The 891-nt window shown below is 39.2% G+C and carries 1 protein-coding gene; it reads right to left on the reverse strand.

Features of this window, described 5'->3' with window-relative positions; all coding sequences use genetic code 11:
* A partial coding sequence (locus HT693_RS11700) for a G5 domain-containing protein (RefSeq protein WP_172925208.1) occupies nt 1-891 on the reverse strand: 891 nt, incomplete at both ends.

Below are 891 nucleotides of genomic sequence, written 5' to 3' on the forward strand. Positions count from 1 at the left end.
TTACTATTTTGTCTTTAGCTGGAGTGTTTTCTGTTGTAGTTTCTTCTGAGATAGCTCCTGTTTCTTGATTTACTGTGTATTTTGTAGTTGATACTGAGCTACCATTCTCCCCTGGTGTTTCTTCTTGTTGCACATTGTAACTTAAATCTGACGATGCTTTATAAATTGTCTTAAAAGGAATTTCTTGTGATTGAACTGTTGGTTTTGTTCCTACTGCCGTTATTTTCGCTTGCATTGCTTTGGCTACTTTTGTTGAAACTTCTGGATCAGTTAATTCTCCTGTCGTCGAATTTACTTTATAAACACTTATAGTCGTTGTTTCTTCATCTTGACCTTGTTCTCTAACTACTTTAACCCCTTTATCAAGTGACTCATCCGCGATAAACTGTTCACGTCTTTTGGTTGTTGATCTTGTTTCTTCTACATTTCCAACCTTAACAACTCTATCTACTGGATGTTTTTCTATTTTTGTTGAAGTGTTTTCTACTATTTTCCCAGTACTTTCATCAAAACTGTAAGAAGTAGTTGTCACTTCCTTACCATTTTCGCCTGCTACTTCTACTCGTTGCTCTTTGTAATTTAAGGCTGGTGAAGCTTTATATGTTGTTTTATATTCCAATACTTTTTCTTTCGTTACTGGACTTGGGACAGTTGGTTGCTCTTGTGAATCTGACTGTTCTTGGGGAGATAAGGGTTCAGGCTGAACAGCTGATTCTGGTTCGTTTCCTTGACTTGGGTTGACCTCTGGAGATGGAGCCGTTTGTTCTGGTTGTTCTGGTTGTTTTTGGGGTTCTTGTGGGGCAGACTCACCAACATCCTTTACCCCCTCAACTGGATTCTCCAGCTGGTTCTCCTCACCCTTTTGTTCCGCAGGAGATTGATCTTCTTCGC

Source organism: Streptococcus sp. 2154 (genome assembly GCF_013277255.1).
Lineage (GTDB): Bacteria > Bacillota > Bacilli > Lactobacillales > Streptococcaceae > Streptococcus > Streptococcus pseudopneumoniae.